Consider the following 23,459-nt stretch of genomic DNA (forward strand, 5'->3'; position numbering starts at 1 on the left):
CACCACCCCCTCCCCCCGCCCCCGGCCCACCTCCGCGATCATGCAGTTGTGGCACGTCTCAAAAGCCGTGAAGATTGACGAAACACCCACCACAACTGCATGATCGGCGCGGCGGAGAGGTGTGGGCGCGGCAGTCGAGACACGGACGGGCGTCACCACGTACTCTTTCCGCATGTCCACCCCCGCTGCGGGTGCGGCCATCCTCGCGCCGCGCCGGTCAAGCCGGTTCGTTGCCTGGGTGCGCGCGTGGCGCGCCGGCCTGGTGCCCTTCGACGAGGTGGCCGACGCGGTCGCCGGCGACGAGGAGCACCTGGTCGCCGACGCGCCCGGCACCTGGACGGACGTGTCGCTGCGGGAGGCCCTGCCCACCCTGGCCAAGCTCTCGCCGGACGAGATCCGGCTGGTGCTGCCCGCCCCGGGCGATCCCCGCGGCCTTCCCGGACCGGGCGACTTCGCCGGCGCCGCGCTGCTCGCCTGCGAGGCGGTGATCGCCGGCCCGCTCGGCCTGATCCCCGAGGTACGCGTGCACACCTCCGGCTCCGGGGACACCTTCTCCACGGTGCTCTGGCGCTTCTACCCGCTGCCGGCGAACGCTCCCGCCGCGTCGCTCACGCTGCCCGGCGCCGCCGAGGCCGAAGCCGAGCTGGCCGCCGCGCTGGCCGAGACCACCGCCGCGCTCACCCGGCTCGACGTGGCCCAGTGGCGCCCGGAGCTGGCCGGTGCCCTGGAGGCGCTACGCCGCCCCGACGGCACCACCGACCTGCCGCCCGGCTTCGACCCACGCGCCCGCCGGCTGTTCGCCCGCGCCGCCGTCCTGGATCGCGTACTCGCCCTGGCCGGGCACGCCGCGCCGGGCGGCGCGGTCAACAACCACGAGGCCCAGCAGCGCGACGCCGCCCTGCGCCCGCTCACCGCAGCCTGCCGGCAGGCCCTCGTGGCCGCCTGCAACGCCCCGCTGCGCCCCTGATCCCGAGCAGGGCCGGGCTCCCCCGGGACGAAGTTCTCGCGGCCGAGGGCACCCCCGGCCGGCCAGCCGCCACCCGCAGCGGTCCCCGGGCCACACCCGGGCGGCGAGCCGCCACCTGCGGGCAGAGCGCACGCCGGGTCAGCGGGTGTAGGCGGCCAGGAAGACCCGAACGGCCTCGTCGGCCCAGCGGTGCAGCTCCGGCACCGGGTACGACTCGCGGACGGCGAACATCGCCTCGTTGAGTGGGATCGACAGGATCAGGTAATTCAGGTGCTGCGCGGCGAGCAGCGGGTCGGCGACGCGCAGCACTCCACGCTCGGTCAGCCGGGCGATGGCCGTGGCGAGGACGGCGTGGGCGCGTTGCGGGGCCGCGCGGTGCCAGGCCCGGGCCAGCTCGGGAAAGCGGCCCGCCTCGCCGATCAGGATGCGGCGCAGTTGGACGAGGTGCGGCGCGGTGACCGTGACGATGTGCTCGCGGGCGAAGGCGCGCAGGTCGCGGGCCAGGTCGTCGGATTCGGCGAGCACCTCCACCAACCCCGAGCCGGTGTGCTCGGCGGTGGCGATGGCGCTGGTGAAGACCGCCTCGAAGAGGGTGCGTTTGTCGGCGAAGTGCGCGTACACCGTCACCTTGGAGACGCCGGCACCGGCGGCGATCCGGTCCATGCCGGCGGCGACGTAGCCGTTCTCCAGGAACTCGACCAGGGCGGCGTCGAGGATCGCGCGCCGGTTGACGTCCTTCCGCATGACTGAACTGTACTGTACTGTACCGTTCATGGGTACAGTGACCTCCCGGGACGGCACCCGCATCGCCTACCAACGCGAGGGCTCCGGACCGCCGCTGATCCTCGTCGACGCCGCCGGCCACTTCCGCGCCAACAGCTCCCTGGGCGAGTTGGCCAGCCTGCTCGCGCCGAGCTTCACCGTCTACCGCTACGACCGCCGAGGGCGTGGCGACAGCACCGACACCCCGCCCTACGCCCCCGAACGCGAGGTCGAGGACATCGCCGCGCTGATCGCCGAGGCCGGCGCGCCCACCTCGCTGTACGGGTACTCCTCGGGTGGCCTGCTCGCGCTGCACGCGGCGGCGGCCGGGCTCGACGTGCACCGACTGGCCCTGCTGGAACCACCGCTCGACCCCGACGACGACCCCACCGAGCAGCACGCGTTCACGGCGAGACTGACCGAGCTGACCGGCGTCGACGCGGTGCGCTTCTTCCTCGGCAGCATCGGCGTGCCCGAACAGGTGCTGGGCGCCATTCACGTCACGCCACACTGGGACGCGATGGTCTCCGTCGCGCACACCCTGGCGTACGACGCCCGACTCAGCGAGGCCACCGGACCGTCGCTGCTGGCTCGGGTCACCACTACGACGCTGGTCCTGGACAGCCTCGGCAGCACCGACGACCTGACCGGGATGGCCGCCACCACGGCGGCGCTGCTGCCGGCGGCCGAGCACCTGAGCCTGACCGGCGAGTGGCACGGCGTACCGGCGCAGACCCTCGCCCCGGTGCTCGCCGGCTTCCTGCGGCGCGACGACCAGCGGTGACCGCCGCCGGACGCCGTACGCTCAGATCTCGTCGATCAGGTCGGCCACCGAGTTGACGGTCCGCGACGGACGGTACGGGTAGCGTTCCGACTCCGCCCGGGTGCTGATCCCGGTCAGCACGAGGATCGTCTCCAGCCCGGCCTCCAACCCGCAGAGGATGTCGGTGTCCATCCGGTCGCCGATCATCGCGGTGCTCTCCGAGTGCGCGTTGATCGTGTTCAGGGCGGACCGCATCATCATCGGGTTGGGCTTGCCGACGAAGTACGGCTCCACGCCGGTCGCCTTGGAGATCATCGCGGCGACCGAGCCGGCGGCCGGCAGGGCACCCTCCACCGAGGGGCCGGTGGCGTCGGGGTTGGTGCAGATGAACCGGGCCCCGTCGTTGATCAGCCGGACCGCCTTGGTGATCGCCTCGAAGCTGTAGGTGCGGGTCTCCCCCAGTACCACGTAGTCGGGGGCGAAGTCGCTGAGCACGTAGCCCACCGCGTGCAGGGCCGTGGTCAGCCCGGCCTCCCCGATCACGTACGCGGTGCCGCCCGGCCGCTGGTCGGCCAGGAACTGGGCGGTGGCCAGGGCGGAGGACCAGATCGCCTGCTCCGGCACGTCCAGGCCCATCCGGGCGAGCCGAGCCTGCAGGTCCCGCGGCGTGTAGATCGAGTTGTTGGTCAGCACCAGGAACGGCTTGCCGGAGGTACGCAGCCGGGTGATGAACTCCGGTGCGCCGGGCACCGGCTGGCCCTCGTGCACCAACACGCCGTCCATGTCGGTCAGCCAACTCTCGACGGGCTTGCGGTCTTGCATGGTCGTCATCCCCAGGGGTGTCGAAGTCGCCGAGCGGTCAGGACGGGCGGCGGGGCGGGACGCAGCAGACCGTGGCACAGGTGTCCCAGATGGGCAGTTCGCCGAGGCGGCGGCGCAGGGCGACGCCGTCCGGGTCGATCCGTTCCCGCACCAGCTCGCGCACCATGGTCACGAAACGCGGGTCGATGCCCGGGGTACCGGCGCGGACGAAGTCCAGACCGAGCTGCTTGGCCGTGTCCAGCGCCTCGGTGTCGAGGTCCCAGACCACCTCCAGGTGGTCGGAGACGAAACCGATCGGACTGACCACCACGCCGGTCACGCCCTGCCCGGCCAAGGCGGCCAGATGATCGTTGATGTCCGGCTCCAGCCACGGCACGTGCGGCGGGCCGGAACGGCTCTGCCAGACCAGGTCGTACGGCAGGTCCGGGGCCGCCGCCGCGTGCACCAGCCGGGCGGTCTCGGCGAGTTGGGCGGTGTACCGACCGCCGTGCGGCCCGGCGCTGTCGGCCGCCGAGACGGGGATGGAGTGCGCGGTGAAGACGAGCCGGGTGCTGTCCCGTCGCGCCGGGTCGAGCTGGGCCAGGGCCGTCCGCACCGCGTCAACGTGCGGCTCGACGAAGCCGGGATGGTCCCAGAACTGGCGGAGCTTCTCGATCACGGGCGCATCCGGGCCGACCGCCGCCCGGGCCGCGGTGATGTCCTCCTGGTACTGCCGGCAGGAGGAGTAGCCGCCGAAGGCGCTGGTGACGAAGGCCAGCGCCCGCCGTACGCCGTCGTCGCGCAGCTGCGCCACGGTGTCGGCGAGCATCGGGTGCCAGTTCCGGTTTCCCCAGTACACGGGCAGGTCGAGGCCGTTGGCGGCGAAGTCCGCGCGGACCGCCGCGAGCAGGTCCCGACACTGCTGGTTGATCGGGGAGACCCCGCCGAAGTGCTGGTAGTGCTCGGCGACCTCGGCCAGCCGCTGCGGCGGGACACCCCGCCCCCGGGTCACGTTCTGCAGGAAGGGCAGCACGTCGTCCGGCCCCTCCGGGCCACCGAAGGAAACCAGCACCACCGCGTCGTACTCCATGGGGCCATTCTTGCCGGTGCCCGGCGGCGACCCGGCAACGCCCCCGGGTCCCGGCCGTTAACAGGGGCCCCCTGCTATACCGCAGGCGTTAAAAGGGGACCCCTCCTTTCATCTAGGCGCCGATGGCGTGGTAGCCGCCGTCGACGTGCACGATCTCGCCGGTGGTGGCCGGGAACCAGTCGGACAGCAGCGCCAGGCAGGCGCGGGCGGCCGGCTCCTGGTCGGTCAGGTCCCAGCCCAGCGGCGCCCGCCCGGCCCAGGCGTCCTCGAACTGCTCGAAGCCGGGGATGGACCTGGCCGCCATGGTGCGCAGTGGGCCGGCGGCGACCAGGTTGCTGCGGATGCCCTGCTTGCCCAGGTGCAGGGCGAGGTATCGGGAGGCGGACTCCAGCCCGGCCTTGGCCACGCCCATCCAGTCGTAAACCGGCCACGCCTTGGTGGCGTCGAAGGTCAGCCCGACCACCGCACCGCCCGGCGACATCAGCGGCAACGCCGCCATGGCCAGGGACTTGTAGGAGTACGTCGAGACGTGCAGCGCGGTCGACACGTCCTCCCAGGAGGCGTCGAGGAAGCCGCCGCCGAGGCAGCTCTGCGGGGCGAACCCGATCGAGTGCACCACCCCGTCGAGGCCGTCGACGTGCTCCCGGACCCGGTCGGCCAGCCCGGCGAGGTGTTCGGCGCTGGTCACGTCCAGCTCGATGACGGGGGCCGGCTCGGGCAGCCGCTTGGCGATCCGCTCCACCAGCGAGAGGCGGCCGTAGCCGGTGAGCACGACCTGGGCGCCGTTCTCCTGGGCGAGCTTCGCCACCGAGAAGGCGATCGAGGCGTCGGTGATGACGCCGGTGACGAGCAGCCGCTTACCGGCCAGCAGTCCGGACATTATGCTCATTCCTCCGTGCTATCTGGTTCAGTGGCCCATGCCGAGGCCGCCGTCGACCGGGATGACCGCGCCGGAGACGTAACCGGCACCGTCGCCGGCCAGCCAGGTGACCACCGCGGCCACCTCGTCCGGGTTGGCCATCCGGCCCGCCGGGATCGACTTGAGGATCTCCGTCTTGCGCTCCGGCGACAGTCCGGCGGTCATGTCGGTCTCGATGAAGCCCGGCGCGACCACGTTGGCGGTGATGTTCCGGCTGCCCAGCTCCCGGGTGATCGAGCGGGCGACCCCGACCAGGCCGGCCTTGCTGGCCGCGTAGTTGACCTGGCCCGCACCGCCGGAGAGGCCGACCACCGAGGAGACGAAGATCATGCGGCCCCACCGGGCCCGCAGCATCTTCCCGGAGGCCCGCTTCGCGCACCGGTACGCGCCGGTCAGGTTGGTGTCCAGCACCCGGGTGAACTGCTCCTCGGACATCCGCAGCAGCAGCGTGTCGTCGGTGATCCCGGCGTTGGCGACCAGCACCTCCACCGGCCCCAGCTCGGCCTCGACCGCCGCGAAGGCGGCGTCGACCGACTCGGCGTCGGTGATGTCGCACCGCACGCCGAACACGCCGTCGGGCGCCCCGCTGCCCCGGTGGGTGATCGCCACCCGGTCACCCTGCTTGGCGAAGGCCTGGGCGATGGCCAGGCCGATCCCGCGGTTGCCTCCGGTAACCAGCACAGTTCGTGACACGGTGCGTCCCCTCCAAAGATCGCTGCGGGTTGGAGACTAGGCGTTACCGCACGGTAATCACTAACCCGCCGCACGTCATACCGGGGTACGACCCGAGGGATCAATCTGCGGTCGCACGACGTGGCGGCGGTGCGCAACTACTCTGCCGGGGATGGACCGCACTGTCGTCCGTGCCGCGCTGGCGGCCCTGCGCCGCACCGTGGCCGGGCCGGACTATCCGGGGGTACGACTACCACTGGACCGACTGCGACACCGGCCCCGCACGGCCGCCGCCCTCCGGACCCTCGGACTGCTTGCCCTGCTCGGGCTGGCCCTGGTCACCGCGCAGTTCCTGCTGGACTCGCGCGGGTTGCCCATCGCCACCGCCTGGGTTCTCGCGATCCTCACCGTCGCACCGCTGCCGATCCTGCTCACCCGGCCACTCCTGGCCTGGCGGATCATGCTCGTCGGGGAGTTGTTCGGCACCTTCAACCGGCGGCAGGCGGACGACGCCGTGGTCGTGGGCGCCGGGGTAGGCGAGTTCTGGCCGTGGAGCCCGACCCAGATCCTGGTCATCGTCGTCGTGCTCGCCGCCGTGGCCGCCCGGGTCGACCGGGCTGTCCTGGCCTGGATCGGGCTGCTCAGCCTCATCCCGGTCTGGATCTTCGTGTCACCGAGCAACCAGGTCGGCGTCAGCCTGCTGTTCGTGGTGCTGCTCATCCTCGGGGACCTGGTGCGGGGCAATCTGCTGGCCCGCCGGGCGCTCGCCGAGCAGGCGGAGCTGAGCGAGTTGGAGAAGTCGCGGCGCGCGGTGTTGGAGGAGCGCACCCGCATCGCGCGTGAGCTGCACGACGTCGTCGCACACCATATGTCGATGATCGCCGTGCAGGCGGAGACCGCGCCGTACCGGCTCGCCGCCGTACCCGACCCGGCCCGGGCCGAGTTCGCCGCCATCGCCGACTCCGCCCGGGCGGCGCTGACCGACATGCGGCGGCTGCTGGGCGTGCTGCGCAGCGAGTCGGAGGATCCCCGGACCGCCCCGCAGCCCGGACTGGCGGACCTGCCCGCGCTGGTGGCCGCCGCCCGCCGGGCCGGCATGGCGGTGACCCTGGACACCGACGTCGCCGCCGAGCCGTCCGCACCGGTCGAGCTGGCCGCGTACCGGATCGTCCAGGAAGGACTGGCCAATGCGGCCCGCCACGCGGGCGGCGCCGCGGTACGCGTCACCGTCCGCGACCGGGCCGGCGGCCTGGCGGTACGCGTGCAGAACACCGCCGGTGGCACTCCGGCCGGGCCGGACGCACACGGCGGCGGGCAGGGACTGGTTGGCATGCGGGAGCGGGCCGTCTCCCTCGGCGGCAGCTTCACCGCCTGTCCCACCACCGACGGTGGCTACGCGATCGACGTGCTGCTGCCCGATGACGCACCCCGCCCGGACGAGCCGCCGCGGGTCGACCACCGGGAGGACGGGACACCATGATCCGAGTGTTGATCGCCGACGACCAGGCGATGGTCCGGCAGGGCTTCGGTGCGCTGTTGGCCGCCCAGCCGGACCTGCTGGTGGTCGGTGACGCCGCCGACGGCGCCCAGGCCGTCGCCGAGGCTCGCCGGCTCGACCCGGACGTGGTGCTGATGGACGTCCGGATGCCGGTGCTAGACGGCCTGGCCGCGACCCGGAAACTGCTCGGCGACCGGCCGGCCGACCGGCCCCGGGTGCTCATCCTCACCACCTTCGACCTGGACGACTACGTCTACGAGGCACTGCGCGCGGGAGCCAGCGGCTTCCTGCTCAAGGACGCGCCGGCCGCCGACCTGGTGCACGCGGTACGGGTGGTCGCCGCCGGCGACGCGCTGCTCGCCCCGACCGTCACCCGCAGGCTGATCGCCGAGTTCGCCGCCCGGCCGCAGCGACAACGGCCCCGACCCACCACGCTGGCCGCGCTCACCCCCCGCGAGACCGAGGTGCTGCGGCTTATCGCCCGGGGCCGCTCCAACGCCGAGATCGCCGCCGAACTGGTCGTCGCCGAGCAGACCGTCAAGACCCACGTCGGCCGGATCCTGGCCAAGCTGCACCTGCGCGACCGCGCCCAGGCCGTCGTGCTCGCCTACGAGACCGGGCTGGTGTCCGCCGGGGATTAGTCCCGGGTAGCCCGCCGGGGAGTAGTCCCCCGGTAGCGGACAGCGGATCGTGAACGGCTCCCCGGGTTGATGTCAACCGCCCGGCCCTCGACGCACGCTGCGCTGGACAGCGATGCGAAGGGAAACACCACATGGCACGCAGAGAGGTTCTTCGACTGGCGGTCGCCACGGTCCTCGGCGCCGGGCTGGTGGCACCGTCGCCCGCCACGACGTGCGGCATGCCGGCTGGCTTCGTCGAGGCATACCCGGCGACGTCGGCCGCAATGAACGCGGCCGGCCGGCCGTACTCCGGTTGGACGGCGCAGGGGCGGCAGTTCCTGTCCTTCGACCGGTGCGGCGACGGCAGCGTCGTCGAGGTCGTCGGCGACCTGGCCACCGCAGACCGGATCGCAGTGCTGGTCCCCGGAGTGGGCACCGGTCTGTCCGACTTCGACCGCGGGTTGGGCGGCGTCGCCCACCGCGCTCCCGCCCGGCAGGCCCGGAACCTGCACACCGCGCTGAGCGACGCCGAACCGCACGCCCGGGTCGCGGTGCTGGCCTGGCTCGGCTACGACCCGCCGGACGGGGTCGCGGCGGCGGCATCCCAGGCCAGTGCCCGCCATGGCGCACGCACCCTCGGCGAGCAGTTGCGGGTGCTGGCCGCGCGGCGACCCGACGCCCGCGTCACGCTCGTCGGGCACAGCTACGGCGCGCTGGTCGCCGGGCTTGCCGCCGGCGACGCCCCACCACAGGTGACCGACCTGGTGAGCCTCGGCGGCGTCGGGGTGGGAGTGGACCGCGCCGAGCGACTCGGTCGGATCCGGGTCTGGGCAGCCGAGGCGCCGAACGACTGGATCCGTCGCGTGCCACAGGTGCGGCTGCCCGGGCTGGGGCACGGGATCCGCCCGGGTGACCTGTCCTTCGGCGCGCGACAACTCCCGGTGGCTGCGACGACCGGCCACGACGGGTATCTCCTGCCCGGCGGGCCGACCCTGGCCGCGATCGCCACGGTCGTGCTGTACGGCACCGCCGAACCGGCCGGTTCGCGGGCGGAGTCGCTCGGCATGCCAGCGACGGGAACGGCACGTTGAACGATCAACTCACCGCGCACCGTGACCCTGCCATCGACGGGCTACGGGCGTACGCGGTCGTCGGAGTGGTGCTCGGCCACTGGCTGGTCACCGGCCTGGTGCTCGACGCCGGGGGAAGCCTGACCCTGGCCAGCCCGCTGACCGCGATGCCGGCGCTGGCGCCGGTCAGCTGGGTGCTGCAGACCCTCGGGTTGTTCTTCTTCACCGCCGGGTACGCCTCGGGCCGCTCCGCCGCCCGGCATCCAGGCCCCGGCTGGCTATCCCGTCGGCTGCGCCGGTTGCTCCTGCCTGCGGTGGCGTTGCTCGGCACGGGTGCGGCCGTGCTGCTGGCCGCCACGGTGGCCGGCGTGTCGGACGACACCCTGTCGGTGGCGCTGACCCTCTCGCTCAGCCCGCTGTGGTTCCTGGCCCCGCTGCTCGCCCTGGTCCTGCTCACCGGCCCGTTACGCGCCGCGGTACGCCGGTGGGGCACGCCGCGCTGCGCGGTCACCGCGACGGGCGTGGTGGGCGCGGTCGACCTGGCCGCCCGGCTGCTGCCTGCCGGCAGCGAGCCACCACCGGTGACCGTGCTGGCCGCGTGGGCGGTGCCCTACCTGCTGGGCCTGGCCCACGCCGAGGGCCGGCTGACCGGCAGGCACGATGCGGCCCGGCTGGTCGCCATCGGCGTGGCCGGCCTCGCCACGGTCCTCGTCCTGCGCTACCCGGTCAGCGCGGTCGGCGTGCCCGGAGACGGCCGGTCCAACCTGGATCCGCCGTCCCTGCTGGTGGTGGCGCTCGCGGTCACCCAGGTCGGGCTCGGCCTGCTGGCCCGGCCCGCGCTGGCCCGGCTGCCGCGCCACCCGCTGCCCGGCCGGCTGGTCCACGAGATCAACCGGCACGCGGTCCGGATCTACCTCTGGCACCAACCGGTGCTGGTCGCACTGGCCGTGCTCGTGGCGCGCGCCGGGTCCGCCCAGCCGGGCCTGCACAACAGTCCCGATGGCCCGACCTGGCTGCTGGCCCGGGTCGGCTGGCTGCCGGTCCTGGCGGTGACCCTGGCCATCCTGGTCCACCGACGCCGCAGCGCACCCGCGCCGTCCCCCGGACCGGCAGTCGAGGCGGCCGGCGGCTGACGGCCCCCCGGCGGTGGGCCGATCGGCCGAGTGCGTCCCGTGCCGGGCACGGGTGTACGCTGATCACCGTTTGCGGGCCGTTCGGCGGCCCGCCCCGCCCGGCCCCCGACCGCAGGAGGTGATCGCTGTGCCAGATAGCGATCCTCCCAGTCGTGGCCGGGCCGACCGCCAGCCACGCTGAGCACTGCTCCGCCTGAGCTGGCACCGCTCCCCGCGCCCCCCGCCCCCGCCACCGGCGTCCCCGTCGGTGCGGCTCGGCCGGCGGGTGCCACCGGAAGCCCCCGGTCACGACTTCGTGTGTGTGCGTTCTGATCAATTCCTGCGGTCCGCCCTGCCCCGGGCCGCCGTCGCCACTCCGGAGCCTGTCATGAGCCGCTACGTCGCCCCGCTGGGCTTCACCCTCGCCGCCGTCTGGGTGGCCGTCCTCTTCGTCCTGGCCAGCGGCACCCACTGACCGCCCGCGCTTCAGAGCATCCGGGAGGACCAGAGGAGGCTCAGGGCGCCGGCGCACAACGCCAGCAGCAACGCCGCCCCGGCGTACCACTGGGTGATCTCCCTCGGCTCGGTGCGGAAACCGACGGAGCTGCCCATGTCCTGGTACACCTGCTTCAGCTCGCTGACCGTGGTCGCCTCGTAGAAGTAGCCCTCGGTGGTCTCGGCCAACTCCGCGAGGGCGAGCCGATCCACCGGCACCCGCTGCAACTGTCCGCCGATGTCGACGTGGCCGACATCGGTGCCGAAGGCGATGGTGGAGACCGGCACGTTCGCCGCCTGAGCCGCCGCGGCCGCCTCCTCCACCGACCGGCCGGCCGTGCGGAAGCCGTCGGAGAGCAGCACGATCCGGGCCGGCGGGATTCCCGCCGCGCCGTCGGCCGGCACCGAGCGGATCGCCTCCAGGCAGGTGAAGACCGCCTCACCGGTCGCTGTCGCCTCGGCCAACACCAGCCCGTCGATGGCGCTGGTCACCGCCGGGCGGTCCTTGGTCGGCGACACCAGCACGTTGGCCGACTTGGCGAACGAGACCAACCCCACGTTGTACGTCTCGGGCAGCTCCGCCACGAACTGCTTGGCCGCCTCCTGCGCGGCCTCCAGCCGGTTCGGTGGCACGTCGTCGGCCTGCATGGACAACGACACGTCGATGGCCAGCATGATCGTGGCCCGTTCCAGCGGCTCCCGGGTGTCCATCGCCGGCCGGGCCAGCGCACCCGCCAACACCAGCAGGGCCAGCAGGAACGCCGTGGCCGGCACGTGCCGGCGCCAGCCGAGGCCCTTCGGCGCCACGGTGCGCAACAGATCCACGTTGGTGAACCGCAGCGCGTAGTCCCGGCGGCGCAGCTGCCGCCAGACGTACAGCGCGGCGAGGGCGAGTACCGGCAGCACGGCCAGCAGCCACCACGGTTGCAACAGTCGAATCATCTCGTCGTCCCTCGGGTGCGGGCGTGCCGCTGCGCGGCCACGAAACGCACCATGTCCAGCAGCCAGTCTCGGTCCGTACGCAGGCGCAGGTGGGCGGCGCCAGCGGAGCGCATCGCGGCGGAGATCTCCGCGCGCTGGGCGGCGGCGGCCGCGGCGTAGCGGTGTCGCAGGCTCGGATCGGCGGTCTGCACCTCGTGCAGCTCGCCGGTCTCCGGGTCGACCACCGGGAGCACCCCGACGTCGGGCAGCTCCAGCTCCCGCGGGTCGACCACCTCGATCGCCAGCACGTCGTGGCGCACCCGCAGCTTGCGCAGCGGACGCGCCCACTGCGCCGGTGGAGCGAGGAAGTCGGAGATGACCACCGCGACGCCACGCCGCCGGGGCGGCCGGTTGAGCATCTCGACCAGCGCGCCGAGATCACCTCGGCCCGGCCGGATCTCGGTGCCGGCGATGGCGCGCAGCATGCCCTGCGCCTCCTTGCGTCCGGAGCGGGCGGGCAGCCGGACCAGCCGGCCCGGGCCCGCAACCGGCGGTACCGCCCGTCGGCCGCGCCGGGGCGCCGGGGCGTCACCGCCGCTGCCCACCACCGCCCCGATCCGGTTGCCGCCCCGCACGGTCAGGTGAGTGATCGCCGCCGCCGCCGCGACCACCACGTCCCGCTTGAGCCACCGGCCGGTGCCGAAGTCCAGGCTCGCCGAGAGGTCCACCGCCAGCCAGGTCTCCAGCTCACGGTCGGCCACCGTACGCCGCACGTGGGGTGTGGTGGTGCGGGCCGTGACCGGCCAGTCCATCCGGCGCACGTCATCGCCGGGGCGGTACTCACGCGACTCACCCGCCTCGCTGCCCGGCCCGGGCAGCAGACCGGCGTAGTCGCCCTGCAACAGCCCGTCGAGCTTGCGGGTGACCAGCAGTTGCAGCCGGGCGAGCACCGCACCGGAACGGTCGGTGGCCACGTCCGGTGGGCGACCCCGATCGCCGGGTCGAGGGGTGGTCGAGGTCACGGCCGCGGCCCGGGCCACCCCGAGGTCGGGGCCACGGCGCCGGGCGGCGGCGTGGCCTGCTGCCGGGGCGCCACCGACGGCAGCGGGATGGTCGACATCACCCGGTGCACCACATGGTCGGCCGGCACGTCGTCGGCGAGCGCGTCGTAGCTGAGCACCAGCCGGTGCCGCAGGATGTCCGGCGCGATGTCCTGCACGTCCTGCGGCAGGGCGTAGTCGCGTCCGCGCAGCAGCGCCAGCGCCCGGGTCGCCCGGACCAGCCCGAGCGAGGCACGTGGGCTGGCACCGTACTGGATCAGTTGCGCCACGTCGGGCATGCCGTGCTCGGCCGGCGTACGCGTGGCCAGCACCAGCCGGACCGCGTAGTCGACCAGCGCGTTGTGCACGAAGACCTGGTCGGCCTTGTGTTGCAGGGCGATCAGATCGGCGGTGTCGAACACGGCGGTGGGCTCGGGCGGAGCCACGCCCATCCGGTAGACGATCTCCCGTTCCTCGGCGTCGGTCGGGTAACCCACGATGATCTTCATCAGGAAGCGGTCCCGCTGCGCCTCCGGCAACGGGTAGACCCCCTCCTGCTCGATCGGGTTCTGGGTCGCCATCACCAGGAACGGGTTGGGCACCCGGTGGGTCTCACCGCCGATGGAGACCTGCCGTTCGCTCATCACCTCCAGCAGCGCCGACTGCACCTTGGCCGGCGCCCGGTTGATCTCGTCGGCGAGCAGGAAGTTGACGAAGACCGGGCCCAACTCCACGTCGAACTTCTCGCTGGACTGGCGGTAGATCCGGGTACCCATGATGTCGGCCGGCACCAGGTCCGGGGTGAACTGCACCCGGGCGAACGACCCGCCGACCACCTCGGCGAGGGTCTCCACCGCGAGGGTCTTGGCCACCCCGGGCACGCCCTCCAGCAGGCAGTGGCCCCGGGCGAGCAGCGCGACGAACATCCGCTCGATCATCCGGTCCTGCCCGACGATCACCTTCTTGATCTCGAACAACGCCCGCTCCAGCAGCGTGGCGTCCTGCGCCGGGGTGGTCGGCGGCGCTGGCGCCTGCGGTTGCGCTCCGTTCGGCGTCGGGGCGTCGGGCGTGGTCGGCTGGGCCACTGGTCCTCCACAGCGTGATCGGTCGTCGCGGCGTGTGCGGTACCAAGCCTCGCATGCCCGGCTGAGTACCGACGGAGGGAGCGACCGAATTCCGCCACGCCGTCCCGGGACCGGCGAATCGCCGATCACCAGTGGACAGAAGCGGCCCCCGCGTGTGTACCATTCATCCGTCGCCGGGCGGCTTCCCCCGTGGCCGCCCGGCGCTCACTTTTCCCCGTCGCCATAGACTGGCCGGGATGAACGCACCTGACACCATCGCCGAGGCCCCGATCTGTTCGGCCCGCGGGTGTCGTGCCCCGGCCGTCTGGTCACTGCGCTGGAACAATCCCCGCCTGCACCCGCCCGAGCGGCGCAAGACGTGGCTCGCCTGCGAAACGCACCGCTCGACCCTCGGCGACTTCCTCGCCGCGCGCAGCTTCCTGCGTGAGGTCGCCCCGCTGGCCGAATCGCCTACGCTCGAAGAGTGGACGCCTACAACGGAACCGCAGTCGCGAACGGAAAGCCGGCCCGGTGAGCGCGAGGAGTGAGCTTGCGAGCCCCGCAGGCGCGAACGGAAGCCGGCCCGGTGAGCGATGACGCACCCGGCGGCCCGCCGCCGACACCGTCGGCCGTGCCGACCAGCCCGCTCGAACCGTGGCCGGACACCGTCCGGTGGCAGTCGATCTCGACAGACCTGATCTGGGTGGAGCTGCTGCGCCTGGTCGCCGGGGTGGCCGTCGTCTCGACCGTGCTCGGCGTCGGCTGGGCGCTCACCGACTCGTGGCCGTTCGGCGTGGCGCTCGCCGCCGTCCTGCTGTTCGCCGTCTGGCGGGCGGTGACCATCGTCCGGGCGGTACGCGCCTGGGGCTACGCCGAACGTGAGGACGACCTGCTGGTCCGGCACGGACTGCTGGTCCGCCGGCTGTCGATCGTCCCGTACTCCCGGATGCAGTTCGTCGACGTCAGCGCGGGGCCGCTGGAGCGGGCGTTCAACCTGGCCACCGTGCAGCTGCACACCGCCGCCGCGGCGAGCGACGCCCGGGTTCCCGGCCTGCGGCCGGCGGAGGCGTCCCGGCTGCGTGACCGCCTCACCGCGCTCGGCGAGGACCGGGCGGAAGGGCTTTGAGCGGCCCGGCCGCCCCGGGCCCGGAACACACTCCGCCCGCCCCCGGCGACATCCGGCCCGCACCCGGGGACGCACCACCCGCCCCCGGCGAGACTCCACCCGCCCTCGGTGACGTGCCGCCTGCCCCCGGGAACGCACCACCGCCGTTGCCGCCGTACCCACCCGGCGGCTGGGCCGGACCGCCGCCGGACGACATGACGACGCGGCAGCGGCTGCACCCGTTGAGCCCCGCCCTGCACGGCGCGAAGTCCCTGGTGGTGGTCATCGCCGGGCTGTCCTGGTCGACGCTGTCCCGGGTCGGGTTCGGCTGGTTCGTGGCGATGGTGGTCGTGCTCGCCCTCGGCGCGAGCGTGCTGGCCGTGGTCAGTTGGTACAACACCGGATACCAGGTCGTCGGCCGGGAGCTGCGCATCCACGAGGGGCTGCTGTGGCGACGCACCCGGGCGATCCCGCTGGAACGGCTCCAGGCCGTCGAGGTGGTCCGGCCGCTGCTCGCCCAGCTCACCGGCCTGGCGGAGCTGCGACTGGAGGTGGTCGGCGGCGGCAAGACCGAGGCGCCGCTGGCCTTCCTCAGTGTCGCCGAGGCGGCGGCCCTGCGGCAGCGCCTGCTGGCCCTGGCCGGCCGTCCCACCGCCGCCGCAGCGGCCGGCGGCGCGCAGGCGCAGCAGCCGGTACCGGCCGGAGCCGAGACGTCCGCGCCGGCCGGCCGCCCGCTACACGCGGTACGCAACCGGGACCTGCTGATCAGCCAGCTGCTGACTCCACAGGCGTTCCTGCTGCCGTTCGGTGTGGCCTTCGTGGCGACGCAGTTCCTGTCGGAGGGTTCCTGGTCCTTCATCGCGGTGGCGAGCACGCTCACCGCGATGGCGGGCGTACTGCTGCAACCCGTCCGCCGGGTCCTCGACGACTGGCGGTTCCAGCTGGCCCGCGACGACGACCGGCTGCGGATCCGCAACGGCCTGCTGGAGACCAGAGTGCAGACCGTACCGCTGCACCGGGTACAGACCGTCGGGGTGACCTGGCCGCTGCTCTGGCGGTTCAAGGGCTGGCTCCGGCTGCGCCTGGAGGTGGCCGGCTACTCCGCGGGCGAGCTCGACGGACGCAACCGGCCGGATCGGCTGCTCCCCGTCGGTGACCAGCCGACCGGCGAGGCGATCGTCGCCGAGGTGCTACCGGGGGTCGCGCTGTCGTCGCTGCCGCTGAGCCCACCGCCGACCCGGGCCCGCTGGGTCAACCCGCTGAGCCGCCAGGTTCTCGGCGCCGGCCTGACCGAGCAGGTCTTCGTCGTACGCTCCGGACTGCTCACCCGCCGGCTGACGATCGTGCCGTACGCCCGGTTCCAGAGCGTGCGGGTGGTGCAGGGGCCGGTGCAGCGCCTGCTCGGGCTGGCGACCGTGCACGCCGACACCGCTGGCGGCTCCGGCGCGGCAGCGGTGGACCGGGACATCGCGGACGCCTGGGCGCTGGCAGCAGAGTTGACCACCCGCTCCCAGATCGCCCGCCGCAACTCCTAGCCGGCGTGACGCGGGGGTCGGGCGGGAGCGGTCCGGCGGGGGATCAGCGCGGCGCGGGGACGGCGGAGGGCTTGGCGGGGGGCTTTTCGGCAGCGGGCGGGTCGGTGGGGGTGGGGCGGGCCTTTCGTCGGGCCCACCAGCGTTCGGCACGGCCGACGACGAGGAAGGCCATCCCGACGTACGCCCAGCCGACCAACACGTCGATCACGTAGTGCTCGCCGCTGTAGACCAACGTGAAGGTCATCGCCAGCGGGTACGCCAGCAGCAACGGCCACCAGCGGCGCCGGACGCCGCGCAGGAAGAACAGCACCACGAAGAGCGCGAAGGCGGTGTGCAGTGACGGCATCGCGGCCACCGGGTTCGAGGCCAACTGCCCGGCGTTGAGCAGGTTGCCGGCGCCGTGCATGCCGAACGCCTTCCAGCCCCGGGTGGAGATCCGCGCGACCTCCTCGATCAGGCCGTTCTGCGCCGCCCACCACGGCGGCGCGGCCGGGTACAGGAAGTAGGTGACCAGGCCGGTGGCGCAGAGGAACGCCCACCGCCGCATGAACGCCGCCCACCGGCTGCGCTCGCGCATCCAGAGCACCGCGGCGGCGGCCAGCGCGGCCACGAAGTGCGAGAAGTACACCCAGCTGACGAGGACGTCCCACCACCGCACCTCGGGGTGGTAGAGGTGCTGCTGGAGCCAGACCGTGGGCACCTGGCCGTCCATCGCCCAGCCGAACATCAGCCGGTCCGCGAGGATCAGCTCGTAGGCGTGCGGGACCGTTCCGTCGTGGTAGGCGAAGCCACGGGAGAGGTTGTAGGCGACCAGCAGCAGCACCACCGGCACCCAGTCCCGGGCGAAGCGCAGGTGGCTGCGCCACGGCCGCGCGGAGTTCCAGGCGATGGTGCCGGCCCAGATCCAGAAGAACGCGTAGACCGGGTCGGTGGGCAGGCCGATGACGAGCCAACCCGCGACGAAGGCGACACCCCACACCGACATGGCGATCACCCGACGACGACCGCCGTCGGGTGTGGCGGTCGGCTCGGTCGGGGCCGGGGGCTGGGGGTCGGTCATGGCAGACATCGCGGACAAGGTTAACGGCGCATCAGGACCATGGAAGGAAGGGCCCCTTCTTAACGCCTCGCGTATAGGAAGGGCCCCTTCTTAACACGGCCCGCGTACCCCGACCCGATCCGAGCACCTACGCTGTGGCCATGCAGGAGCAGCCGGATCGTGCCCTGACGCCGGGTTTGACCGCCCGGGTCGAGTTGACCGTCACCGACGCCGACACCGCCCAGGCGGTCGGCTCCGGCGACGTACCGGTGCTCGGCACGCCTCGGGTGGTCGCGCTGGCCGAGGCGGCGACCGTGGCGGCGACCGCCCAGCACCTGCCCGCCGGGGCGACGACCGTGGGCAGCCGGGTCGAGCTGGACCACCGGGCCGCCACGCCGGTCGGCCGGACGGTCGCGGCACAGGCCCGGTTGACCACCGTCGACCGGCGCCGGCTGGTGTTCGAGATCACCGTCACCGAGGGCGGGCAGACCGTGGCCGAGGGCCGGGTGGAGCGGGTCCTGGTCGACCGGCACCGGTTCGTCGAACGTGCCGGCCAGCCGTCATGACCGCCCGTTTCGTCGAGGTCGCCGACCGGGTGCTCGTGCTGCGCGAGCCGCTGCTCGCGGTCAACGTCACACTGGTGCTGGGCGACGGCGCGGCGCTGCTGGTCGACACGCTCTCCACCGCCGGACAGGCCGCCGAGCTGGCCACCGCCGTGCGCGCGGTCACCGGCGATCCGCTGACACTGGTGAACACCCACCACCATTTCGACCACTGCTTCGGCAACGCCACGCTCGCCGGTGACCCGCCCCGCCCGATCTGGGCGCACGAGCTGGCCGCCGCAGCGATCCGCGACGAGCCCGACCGGCTACGCCGGGAGGCGTACGCGGAGCTGCACGACGGTCATCCGGAACTCGCCGCCGAGCTGGCCGAGACCGCCCTGCTCGCACCCACCCACACCGTGCACAGCGAGGCCACCCTCGACGTCGGTGGCCGGCGGGTGGTGCTGCGCCACCCGGGCCGGGGCCACACCGACGCCGATCTCGTGGTGCAGATTCCCGACGCCGACCTGCTGGTCGCCGGTGATCTGGTCGAGCAGGCCGGCCCGCCGGCGTTCGAGGATTCCTTTCCGTTGCAGTGGCCCGACGCGCTCGCCGAGCTGCTGCGGTGGACCACTCCGGCGACCGTGGTGGTACCCGGGCACGGTGAGCCGGTCGACGCGGAGTTCGTCCGGGCGCAGCACGGCCAACTGGTCGAGCTGGCCTGGCTGATCCGGGCCGGGCACACCGCCAGCGCCCCACCGGAGCGGGTCGCCGCGGACGCCCCGTTCCCGGCCCGCCACGCACTCGCCGCCGCCCGTCGCGGCTTCGCCGAACTGGACGGCACCGCCTGAGCGGATGCCGTGGTCGTCAGCCGCTGAAGCGCTGGAGCACCTCGGCGCGGGTGGGCATGGCAACCGCACCGCCGGGGCGCTCACAGACCAGCCCGGCGACCCGCAAGGCGAAGGCGACCCGGTCGGTCCAGCCGGCCGGTTCCAGCGGCTCACCGCCGGTCAGCAGGTCGGCGACGAGCGCCGCCATCACCGAGTCGCCCGCGCCGGTGGCGTCGACCGCGTCGACCGTCGGGGCCGGTACGCGTACCGGATCGGCTCCGGCGGCGGCGACCAGCGCACCGGCGGCGCCCAGGGTGACCACGACGGTGGCCGCGCCCAGCTCCCGTAGGTACGCCGCCACCGACTCGACCGGCTCACCGGGGTAGAGCAGCTCCGCATCGGCGGTGCTGAGCTTCACCAGGTGCGCCCCGGCGGCGAACTCGGCGACCACCGCACGCAGCTCGGCCAGCGCCTGCGGGCCGTCCAGCAGCCGGGGGCGGACGTTGGGATCGAAGACCCGCAGGCCACGCGTCAGGGACCAGGCCCTCCGGGCGGCGGCCAAGGTTACCGGCGCCAGCAGCACGATCGAGCCGCAGTAGACCACGTCCGCGTCATCGACCAACGACACGTCGACCTGGTCGGGGTTGAGCAGTGAGTAGGAGGGCGGATCGCCGTAGAAGCGGAAGTCCGGCTCCGCCCCGGCGAAGGTCGCCACAGCCAACGTCGTCGGTGCCGCCGCGGTCACCACCCCGGCCAACCCCACCTGCTCGGCGGTGAGAAAGGCGCGGATCCGGTCGGCCAGCACGTCGTCACCGAGCGACCCGACGAACTGCACCGCCCCACCGAGCCGGGCGATCCCGACGGCGACGTTCAGCGGGCCACCACCGATTGCCTGCCGGTAGACCGGCGCACCGGCACACTCGGTGTCCAGCAGGTCGACGAGCGCCTCGCCGAGCACCACCGCGTATCCCATCGTCAGGTCCTTCCGTCGGCGTCCGTGTTGCCCAGGCTGGCACAGCGGTACGGGCCGGGGCGTGGAAGCCACCGTATTGGCGGGCCGAGGCCGACCCGACGCCGGGGCCGACCAGACGCATCGAGAGATAGCTATTGCGTCGACGCGCCTGACATGCTGGGATGGTGATGCCGGGTGGTGCGGGGCTGCGCGCCACCGGCGCCGGGTTCACATCACGCGAGGGCATTCACACGCGTCGTCAAATCGCTGGCGGCACCGTGCCGGTCGGGCCATCCGTCCCCGTCCGCATGTCGCCGCACCGTCGCATTCGCCCTCAGCAGCGAGGCGGCCATTCTCGCCACCTCGCGCATATCGGCGGGGCACACCCACACGATGTGCCCTGCGAGTCAGGAGAACCCGTGCACCGTCCTCGTCTGGCCGCGCTGCTCACCGCGGCCGTCACCCTCGTCGCGGGCGCGGTCGCGTTGACCGCCAACCCCGACCCGGCCGCCGCGCACGGCGCGGCGATGACGCCGGGCAGCCGTACCTTCCTCTGCTGGAAGGACGGCCTCTCCCCCACCGGGGAGATCCGGCCGCAGAACCCGGCCTGTTCGGCCGCGGTCGCCCAGAGCGGCACCAACTCGCTCTACAACTGGTTCAGCGTGCTGCGCTCGGACGCTAATGGTCGGACCACCGGCTTCATCCCGGACGGCCAGCTGTGCAGCGGTGGCGCCACCGGCTTCCGCGGGTACGACCTGGCCCGCAACGACTGGCCGTTGACCCACCTGACCGCGGGCCGGTCGATCGAGTTCAAGTACAGCAACTGGGCCCACCACCCGGGCACGTTCTACTTCTACGTGACCAGGGACAGCTGGAGCCCGACCCGGGCGCTGGCCTGGAGCGACCTGGAGGCGCAGCCGTTCCTGACGGTGACCAACCCGCCGCAGCGCGGCGCGGTCGGCACCAACGACGGCCACTACTACTTCACCGGCAACCTGCCGTCGAACAAGAGCGGCCGGCACATCATCTACTCCCGGTGGGTCCGCTCGGACAGCCAGGAGAACTTCTTCGGCTGCTCCGACGTGACCTTCGACGGCGGTAACGGCGAGGTGACCGGCATCGGCTCGGGCGGTACCACCCCGCCGCCGAACCCCACCACGCCGCCGCCGAACCCCACCACCCCGCCGCCGAACCCGACCACCCCGCCGCCGAACCCCACCACCCCGCCGCCGGGGAACGCGGGCTGCACGGCCGCCCTCCGGGTGACCAGCAGCTGGTCCGGTGGATTCCAGGCCGAGGTCGAGATCAGGAACTCCGGCAGCACGCCGTTGAACGGCTGGACCGCGAGTTGGAGCTGGCCCAGTGGTCAGCAGATCAGCCAGGTGTGGAACGCGACGCAGACCACGTCCGGTTCGTCGGTGACGGCCCGCAACGTGTCGTACAACGGCACCGTCGGAGCCAACAGCAGTACGACGTTCGGCTTCCTGGCCAGCGGCACCAACGCAACGCCCACGGTCACCTGCGCCAGTAGCTGACCACCAGCACCACGAAGGGGGCCCCACGCGGGGCCCCCTTCTGCTTGTCCGCTCGTCCGTCAGCGCACCATGGAACCTACGACGGGCTTGGTGAGCAGGGCGGACTGGTTGCGCTGGATGCCCGGGTCGAGGGTCTTCGCCACGAAGATGGCGTGCCAGATGCAGAAGATCAGCACCGTCCACACCTTGCGGGAGTGGTCGAACTCCTCGCGCTTGTGCTCCTCCAGCAGGCGCAGCGCGTACGACAGGTCGAGCAGGTCGCCCGCGCCGGAGGTGGTCAGCACGTGCCGGGCCCACTCGTACATCTCACCGCGCAGCCAGACCCGGGTCGGGGTCGGGAAGCCGAGCTTCTTACGGTTGACGATGGCCGGCGGTACCACGCCCTGCAACGCCTGGCGCATGGCGTACTTGGTGGCGTCGGAGCGCGGCGGCAGCTTCAGCTCGACCGGGATCTTCGCCGCCACCTCGAACACGTCACGGTCGAGGAAGGGCACCCGCACCTCCAGCGAGTGCGCCATGGAGATCCGGTCGGCCTTGACCAGGATGTCGCCGCGCAGCCAGGTGTACAGGTCGATGTACTGCATCCTGGTGACGTCGTCCAGTTCGGTGCACTCGGCGTAGATCGGTGCGGTCACGTCGGTGTAGCGCACCGAGGGGTCGTAGCGGCGCAGCAGGTGCTGCTTCTCCTCCTCGGTGAACATCCGCGCGTTGCCGTAGTAGCGCTCCTCGATCGGGGTGGTGCCGCGTTCCAGGAAGCTCTTGCCCTTGACCCCCTGCGGGATCGCCTTGGACACCGCCCGCAGGCCCTTCTGGACCCCGCCGGGCAGCCCGTTGACTCCGCTGAGCGAGAGCGGCTCACGGTAGATCGTGTACCCGCCGAAGAACTCGTCGGCGCCCTCACCGGAGAGCACCACGGTGACGTGCTCGGCGGCCTTCTTGGCGACGAAGTAGAGCGGCACCAGCGCCGGGTCGGCGACCGGGTCGTCCAGGTGCCAGACGATCTTCGGCAGCGCGTCGATCATGTCCTGCGGCCCGATCTTGGTCGGGATGGTGGTCACGTCGAGGTGCCGGGCCGACTCCTGGGCGACGTCGATCTCCGAGTATCCCGGCACGTCGTAGCCGACGGTGAAGGTCAGGATGTTCGGGTTGAACTCGCGGGCCAGCGCCACCACCGCGGTGGAGTCGATCCCGCTGGACAGGAAGGACCCGACCGGCACGTCGGAGCGCATGTGCATGCGTACGCTCTCGCGCAGCGTCTCCCGGATCTCGTGGTAGAGCTTCTGCTCGTCGGAGACCGGAGCCGGCCGGAACACAGGGCGGTACCAGCGCCGCACCTCGATCCGCCCGCCCGGCGTCCAGGTGAGGTACTCCCCCGACCCGATCCGGCTGATCCCCTTGTGCAGGGTGCCCGGCTCGGGGACGTACTGCAGGGTCAGGTAGTGGCTGAGGTTCGCGGTGTCGACTCCGGCGTCCCCGGCGTAGGCGGACTGCGCGAAGGGCAGCAGGGCCTTCTTCTCCGAGGCGAGGTAGAGCCCGTCGGCGGTCTCCAGGTAGTGCAGCGGCTTGATGCCGTAGTAGTCGCGCGCGCCGAACGCCCGGCGCTCCTGGCGGTCCCAGATGACGAAGGCGAACATGCCGCGCAGCCGGGTGAGCACCTGCTCGCCCCAGTAGTGGTAGCCGGCGACGATCACCTCGCCGTCACCGTTTGTGGCGAACCGGGCCCCGTGCTCGCGGATCAGCTCCTCGCGCAGCTCGATGTAGTTGTAGATCTCGCCGTTGAAGGTGAGCAGGTAGCGACCGCCGGCGTACGGCAGCGGCTCGTGGCTGAGCGCCACGTCGATGATCGCCAACCGCTTGTGGGCGAACACCCCGTCCGCGTACCGGCCGGAGGCGTCCCCGACCACCTCGACGCCGGTCTCGTCCGGGCCGCGATGGTGCAGGCATTCCAACGCCCCGGCGATGTTGTCGCGGTGGGCGGCGGCATCACCGCGCGCACTGAAGAAAGCCAGGAGTCCGCACATGGTCGTCATCTTTCCACGCGTCCGGATCGGGCGTCGCGGCACTGCCGGCCTCATCGCGGCGGTAACCGCCGGCTCGACCCGAGGCCGCTTCGCGGTACCGTCGGGA

24 protein-coding genes are annotated in these 23,459 nt (G+C 72.7%); 13 read left to right on the forward strand and 11 right to left on the reverse strand.

The genetic code is table 11. From position 1 onward, the window contains the following. Positions 1-172: 172 nt before the first annotated feature. On the forward strand, positions 173-967 hold the full coding sequence (locus BMY89_RS24615; RefSeq protein ID WP_092382453.1) for a hypothetical protein: 795 nt from the start codon (positions 173-175) through the stop codon (positions 965-967). A 138-nt stretch (positions 968-1,105) separates the two neighbouring features. On the opposite strand, the gene BMY89_RS24620 is transcribed toward BMY89_RS24615, so the two are convergent. Beyond that, a complete protein-coding gene (locus tag BMY89_RS24620) occupies positions 1,106-1,711 on the reverse strand; it encodes a TetR/AcrR family transcriptional regulator (RefSeq protein ID WP_092382454.1) in 606 nt (201 codons plus the stop codon). Between the two features lie 28 nt (positions 1,712-1,739). Here BMY89_RS24620 and BMY89_RS24625 point away from each other — a divergent pair, with 28 nt between their 5' ends. Beyond that, the gene (locus BMY89_RS24625) at positions 1,740-2,513 is read left to right on the forward strand and encodes an alpha/beta fold hydrolase (protein WP_092382455.1); all 774 of its coding nucleotides are present in this window, start codon (positions 1,740-1,742) and stop codon (positions 2,511-2,513) included. A 21-nt stretch (positions 2,514-2,534) separates the two neighbouring features. Here the strand turns inward: BMY89_RS24625 and BMY89_RS24630 are convergent, their stop codons facing one another. From BMY89_RS24630 to fabG, 4 genes are all read right to left on the reverse strand, one after another. After that, positions 2,535-3,314 (reverse strand): HAD-IIA family hydrolase, encoded by a 780-nt coding sequence (locus BMY89_RS24630; RefSeq protein ID WP_092382592.1) that lies wholly within the window; start codon positions 3,312-3,314, stop codon positions 2,535-2,537. 37 nt (positions 3,315-3,351) lie between these two features. Beyond that, positions 3,352-4,383, reverse strand: a complete 1,032-nt coding sequence (locus BMY89_RS24635) for a ferrochelatase (protein ID WP_092382456.1) — start codon at positions 4,381-4,383, stop codon at positions 3,352-3,354. Between the two features lie 112 nt (positions 4,384-4,495). Next, positions 4,496-5,263, reverse strand: coding sequence for an enoyl-ACP reductase FabI (gene fabI, locus BMY89_RS24640; protein ID WP_092382457.1), 768 nt, complete (start codon positions 5,261-5,263; stop codon positions 4,496-4,498). Positions 5,264-5,290: 27 nt separating this feature from the next. Beyond that, complete coding sequence (gene fabG / locus BMY89_RS24645) at positions 5,291-5,995, reverse strand: 3-oxoacyl-ACP reductase FabG (protein WP_092382458.1); 705 nt, start codon at positions 5,993-5,995, stop codon at positions 5,291-5,293. Between the two features lie 151 nt (positions 5,996-6,146). On the opposite strand from fabG, the gene BMY89_RS24650 reads away from it, so the two are divergent. The 5 genes from BMY89_RS24650 (at position 6,147) to BMY89_RS30570 (ending at position 10,749) form a co-directional block, all read left to right on the forward strand. Next, entirely contained in the window at positions 6,147-7,454 is a 1,308-nt protein-coding gene (locus BMY89_RS24650; protein WP_092382459.1) for a sensor histidine kinase, read from the forward strand. Then, positions 7,451-8,113 carry a response regulator gene (locus BMY89_RS24655; protein ID WP_092382460.1) on the forward strand — a complete coding sequence of 221 codons (663 nt, stop codon included), beginning with the start codon at positions 7,451-7,453 and terminating at the stop codon, positions 8,111-8,113. The genes BMY89_RS24650 and BMY89_RS24655 overlap by 4 nt, the downstream gene beginning before the upstream one ends. Positions 8,114-8,244: 131 nt before the next feature. Next, entirely contained in the window at positions 8,245-9,183 is a 939-nt protein-coding gene (locus BMY89_RS24660; RefSeq protein ID WP_092382461.1) for an alpha/beta hydrolase, read from the forward strand. After that, on the forward strand, positions 9,180-10,295 hold the full coding sequence (locus BMY89_RS24665) for an acyltransferase family protein (RefSeq protein ID WP_092382462.1): 1,116 nt from the start codon (positions 9,180-9,182) through the stop codon (positions 10,293-10,295). Before BMY89_RS24660 ends, BMY89_RS24665 begins: the two co-directional genes overlap by 4 nt. Before the next feature lie 301 nt (positions 10,296-10,596). Continuing rightward, positions 10,597-10,749 (forward strand): hypothetical protein, encoded by a 153-nt coding sequence (locus tag BMY89_RS30570; protein ID WP_170147773.1) that lies wholly within the window; start codon positions 10,597-10,599, stop codon positions 10,747-10,749. Between the two features lie 11 nt (positions 10,750-10,760). On the opposite strand, the gene BMY89_RS24675 is transcribed toward BMY89_RS30570, so the two are convergent. Genes BMY89_RS24675 through BMY89_RS24685 form a run of 3 tightly spaced genes read right to left on the reverse strand, consistent with a single transcriptional unit; the run spans position 10,761 to position 13,815 of the window. Next, positions 10,761-11,711 carry a VWA domain-containing protein gene (locus tag BMY89_RS24675; protein ID WP_092382464.1) on the reverse strand — a complete coding sequence of 317 codons (951 nt, stop codon included), beginning with the start codon at positions 11,709-11,711 and terminating at the stop codon, positions 10,761-10,763. After that, entirely contained in the window at positions 11,708-12,730 is a 1,023-nt protein-coding gene (locus BMY89_RS24680; protein WP_372433289.1) for a DUF58 domain-containing protein, read from the reverse strand. The genes BMY89_RS24675 and BMY89_RS24680 overlap by 4 nt, the downstream gene beginning before the upstream one ends. Then, positions 12,709-13,815 (reverse strand): AAA family ATPase, encoded by a 1,107-nt coding sequence (locus BMY89_RS24685; RefSeq protein ID WP_092382465.1) that lies wholly within the window; start codon positions 13,813-13,815, stop codon positions 12,709-12,711. Before BMY89_RS24685 ends, BMY89_RS24680 begins: the two co-directional genes overlap by 22 nt. 236 nt (positions 13,816-14,051) lie before the next feature. Here BMY89_RS24685 and BMY89_RS24690 point away from each other — a divergent pair, with 236 nt between their 5' ends. From BMY89_RS24690 to BMY89_RS24700, 3 genes are read left to right on the forward strand one after another with little or no spacing between them, the layout of a single operon-like run. After that, positions 14,052-14,342: a hypothetical protein gene (locus BMY89_RS24690; RefSeq protein ID WP_092382466.1), complete on the forward strand. Its 291-nt coding sequence runs from the start codon at positions 14,052-14,054 to the stop codon at positions 14,340-14,342. A gap of 38 nt (positions 14,343-14,380) precedes the next feature. Continuing rightward, on the forward strand, positions 14,381-14,920 hold the full coding sequence (locus BMY89_RS24695) for a PH domain-containing protein (protein ID WP_092382467.1): 540 nt from the start codon (positions 14,381-14,383) through the stop codon (positions 14,918-14,920). Next, positions 14,917-16,434 carry a PH domain-containing protein gene (locus tag BMY89_RS24700; RefSeq protein ID WP_170147774.1) on the forward strand — a complete coding sequence of 506 codons (1,518 nt, stop codon included), beginning with the start codon at positions 14,917-14,919 and terminating at the stop codon, positions 16,432-16,434. Before BMY89_RS24695 ends, BMY89_RS24700 begins: the two co-directional genes overlap by 4 nt. Before the next feature lie 43 nt (positions 16,435-16,477). Here BMY89_RS24700 and BMY89_RS24705 read toward each other — a convergent pair whose 3' ends face one another. Further along, positions 16,478-17,503: a phosphatase PAP2 family protein gene (locus BMY89_RS24705; protein WP_092382469.1), complete on the reverse strand. Its 1,026-nt coding sequence runs from the start codon at positions 17,501-17,503 to the stop codon at positions 16,478-16,480. Positions 17,504-17,634: 131 nt separating this feature from the next. Here BMY89_RS24705 and BMY89_RS24710 point away from each other — a divergent pair, with 131 nt between their 5' ends. Continuing rightward, a complete protein-coding gene (locus BMY89_RS24710; RefSeq protein ID WP_092382594.1) occupies positions 17,635-18,039 on the forward strand; it encodes a thioesterase family protein in 405 nt (134 codons plus the stop codon). Beyond that, positions 18,036-18,866: an MBL fold metallo-hydrolase gene (locus BMY89_RS24715; protein WP_092382470.1), complete on the forward strand. Its 831-nt coding sequence runs from the start codon at positions 18,036-18,038 to the stop codon at positions 18,864-18,866. The genes BMY89_RS24710 and BMY89_RS24715 overlap by 4 nt, the downstream gene beginning before the upstream one ends. 16 nt (positions 18,867-18,882) lie before the next feature. Here BMY89_RS24715 and BMY89_RS24720 read toward each other — a convergent pair whose 3' ends face one another. Continuing rightward, a complete protein-coding gene (locus tag BMY89_RS24720) occupies positions 18,883-19,818 on the reverse strand; it encodes a carbohydrate kinase family protein (protein WP_092382471.1) in 936 nt (311 codons plus the stop codon). A gap of 398 nt (positions 19,819-20,216) precedes the next feature. Between BMY89_RS24720 and BMY89_RS24725 the strand changes: the two genes are divergently transcribed. Then, on the forward strand, positions 20,217-21,332 hold the full coding sequence (locus BMY89_RS24725; protein WP_232521533.1) for a lytic polysaccharide monooxygenase auxiliary activity family 9 protein: 1,116 nt from the start codon (positions 20,217-20,219) through the stop codon (positions 21,330-21,332). Between the two features lie 59 nt (positions 21,333-21,391). On the opposite strand, the gene asnB is transcribed toward BMY89_RS24725, so the two are convergent. Beyond that, complete coding sequence (gene asnB, locus BMY89_RS24730) at positions 21,392-23,353, reverse strand: asparagine synthase (glutamine-hydrolyzing) (protein ID WP_092382595.1); 1,962 nt, start codon at positions 23,351-23,353, stop codon at positions 21,392-21,394. Between the last annotated feature and the right edge of the window lie 106 nt (positions 23,354-23,459).

The sequence above is a fragment of the Micromonospora phaseoli genome, from assembly GCF_900109115.1.
GTDB classification, from domain to species: domain Bacteria; phylum Actinomycetota; class Actinomycetes; order Mycobacteriales; family Micromonosporaceae; genus Micromonospora; species Micromonospora phaseoli.

Coding starts and splice junctions, on each gene's coding strand:
- BMY89_RS24615 (WP_092382453.1), top strand. CDS start 173: ATGTCCACCCCCGCTGCGGGTGCGGCCATCCTCGCGCCGCGCCGGTCA.
- BMY89_RS24620 (WP_092382454.1), bottom strand. CDS start 1,711: ATGCGGAAGGACGTCAACCGGCGCGCGATCCTCGACGCCGCCCTGGTC.
- BMY89_RS24625 (WP_092382455.1), top strand. CDS start 1,740: ATGGGTACAGTGACCTCCCGGGACGGCACCCGCATCGCCTACCAACGC.
- BMY89_RS24630 (WP_092382592.1), bottom strand. CDS start 3,314: ATGCAAGACCGCAAGCCCGTCGAGAGTTGGCTGACCGACATGGACGGC.
- BMY89_RS24635 (WP_092382456.1), bottom strand. CDS start 4,383: ATGGAGTACGACGCGGTGGTGCTGGTTTCCTTCGGTGGCCCGGAGGGG.
- fabI (WP_092382457.1), bottom strand. CDS start 5,263: ATGTCCGGACTGCTGGCCGGTAAGCGGCTGCTCGTCACCGGCGTCATC.
- BMY89_RS24650 (WP_092382459.1), top strand. CDS start 6,147: ATGGACCGCACTGTCGTCCGTGCCGCGCTGGCGGCCCTGCGCCGCACC.
- BMY89_RS24655 (WP_092382460.1), top strand. CDS start 7,451: ATGATCCGAGTGTTGATCGCCGACGACCAGGCGATGGTCCGGCAGGGC.
- BMY89_RS24660 (WP_092382461.1), top strand. CDS start 8,245: ATGGCACGCAGAGAGGTTCTTCGACTGGCGGTCGCCACGGTCCTCGGC.
- BMY89_RS24675 (WP_092382464.1), bottom strand. CDS start 11,711: ATGATTCGACTGTTGCAACCGTGGTGGCTGCTGGCCGTGCTGCCGGTA.
- BMY89_RS24690 (WP_092382466.1), top strand. CDS start 14,052: ATGAACGCACCTGACACCATCGCCGAGGCCCCGATCTGTTCGGCCCGC.
- BMY89_RS24705 (WP_092382469.1), bottom strand. CDS start 17,503: ATGTCTGCCATGACCGACCCCCAGCCCCCGGCCCCGACCGAGCCGACC.
- BMY89_RS24710 (WP_092382594.1), top strand. CDS start 17,635: ATGCAGGAGCAGCCGGATCGTGCCCTGACGCCGGGTTTGACCGCCCGG.
- BMY89_RS24715 (WP_092382470.1), top strand. CDS start 18,036: ATGACCGCCCGTTTCGTCGAGGTCGCCGACCGGGTGCTCGTGCTGCGC.
- BMY89_RS24720 (WP_092382471.1), bottom strand. CDS start 19,818: ATGGGATACGCGGTGGTGCTCGGCGAGGCGCTCGTCGACCTGCTGGAC.
- asnB (WP_092382595.1), bottom strand. CDS start 23,353: ATGTGCGGACTCCTGGCTTTCTTCAGTGCGCGCGGTGATGCCGCCGCC.